Genomic DNA, 2006 nt, shown 5'->3' on the forward strand with positions numbered 1-2006 from the left:
TCGTTGACCTCCAGCCCCGGCAGCGGCAGGAAATTCGCCTTGCCGTTCGGCGTGGCCCAGACGCGCCGGCGCGGCGGCACATCAAGGTGAAAGCCGTGCGGCGCCTTGATGCGGCTGTTGAAATCGGCATAGATCGCCGGATAGACATCCGCGATCCGGTCGCGTATCGCGCTGTAATCGTGGATGTATTCGCCCCATGGCGTGCGGCTGCCGGGCAGGGTGGCCAGGGCCATGCGGCAGACGATCTCGACCTCGGGCAGGCAGTCGGGGCCGGGCGGCTCCAGCACCCCGCGCGAGGCGGTGACGTTGGCCATGGCATCCTCGATGGTGACGAACTGCTCGCCCCTGGCGGTGCGGATGATCTCGGAACGCGCCACCACGGGCAGGATCAGCGCGTCCCGGCCGTGGACCAGGTGGCCCCGGTTCAGCTTGGTCGCGATGCCGACGGTCAGGTCCAGCTTGCGCATCGCCGCATAGGTCCGCTGGGTGTCGGGCATGGCGCGGGCGAAATTCCCGCCCATGCCGATGAAGACCCTGGCCTCGCCGCGCAGCATGGCCTCGACCGACTCGACGGCGTGATGGCCGTGTTCGCGCGGCGGCTCGAAGCCGAAGACGGCGGCAAGCCGGTCCAGGTAGTCCTGCGACGGCTTTTCGTCGATGCCGACGGTGCGGTCGCCCTGCACGTTGGAATGCCCGCGGATCGGCGCGATCCCGGCCCCCGGCTTGCCGAAATTGCCGCGCAACAGCAGCAGGTTCGCGACCTGCTGCACCAGCCGCGACCCCTGCTGGTGCTGCGTCACCCCCATGCCATAGCAGATCATCGTCGCCTTCGAGCGGATATAGATCTCGGCCAGCCGCCGGATCTGCGCCTGGTCGATGCCCGAATGGCGCTCCAGCGCGGCCCAGTCCAGCGCCTCGATCTCGGCCCGGACCTTGTCCAGCCCCGCGGTATGGGCGTTGACGAAGGGCCAGTCGATGACGTCCTCGCCCGCCGCGTCGCGTTCGAAGATCACCTTCATCATCCCCTTCAGGACCGCCAGGTCGCCGCCGATCTTCACATGCACGAATTCGCTGGAGATCCTGGTCGAGCCGAAGGTCGCCATCTGGACCACGTCCTGCGGCTCGGCAAAGCGGATCAGGGCGCGTTCGGGCATGGGGTTGATGGTGACGATGGGCACGCCGCGTTTGCGGGCCTCGACCAGGTTGGTCATCATGCGCGGGCTGTTGGTGCCGGTGTTCTGGCCGATGACGAAGATCGCCTCGGCATGTTCGAAATCGGCCATGACCACGGTGCCCTTGCCGATGCCGATGGCGGGCTGCAGGCCGCGGCTGGTCGGCTCGTGGCACATGTTCGAGCAGTCGGGGAAATTGTTGGTGCCGAACTCGCGCACGAAGACTGCATAAAGAAAGGCCGCCTCGTTCGGCGTCCGGCCCGAGGTGTAGAACTCGGCCCGGTGCGGGCTGTCGAGGCCGCGCAGATGCCGCCCGATCAGCGCGAAGGCATCGTCCCAGCCGACCGGGACGTAATGGTCGGTCGCGGGGTCATAGCGCATCGGCTCGGTCAGCCGGCCCTGCATCTCCAGCCAGTAATCCGACCGCTCCATCAGTTCGGTGACGCCGTGGCGGGCGAAGAAGTCGCGGGTGACGCGGGATTTCGTCGCCTCATGCGCCAGCGCCTTGGCGCCGTTTTCGCAGAACTCCAGCTTCTTGCGGCAATCGGCATCGGGAAAGGCGCAGCTGGGGCATTTGAACCCGCCGGGCTGGTTCATCGACAGCAGCGCGCGCGAGCCCTTGGTCAGCACGCTCTGCTCCATCAGCACCCTGGCCGTCGCCGCGGCCGCGCCCCAGCCGCCTGCGGCATGGTGATAGGTCTTGTAGACGGGCTTGCGGTCGGGCATCGGCGCGGTTCTCCTGTCGGGCCGTGCAGGCCCCTGCCCCCGATGGCAACAGACCGGCGCCGCGATTTCAACGGACAGCCTGTCGGCCCGTCCTGGACAATCTGTCCG

Annotated in this window: 1 protein-coding gene; it reads right to left on the reverse strand. The window is 67.7% G+C overall.

Features of this window, described 5'->3' with window-relative positions; translation table 11 throughout:
• The coding region (locus IT40_RS26325; protein WP_036761457.1) for an FdhF/YdeP family oxidoreductase at window positions 1–1898 on the reverse strand (1898 nt) is incomplete at its 3' end.
• Between the last annotated feature and the right edge of the window lie 108 nt (window positions 1899–2006).

Source organism: Paracoccus versutus (genome assembly GCF_000763885.1).
GTDB lineage: Bacteria > Pseudomonadota > Alphaproteobacteria > Rhodobacterales > Rhodobacteraceae > Paracoccus > Paracoccus versutus.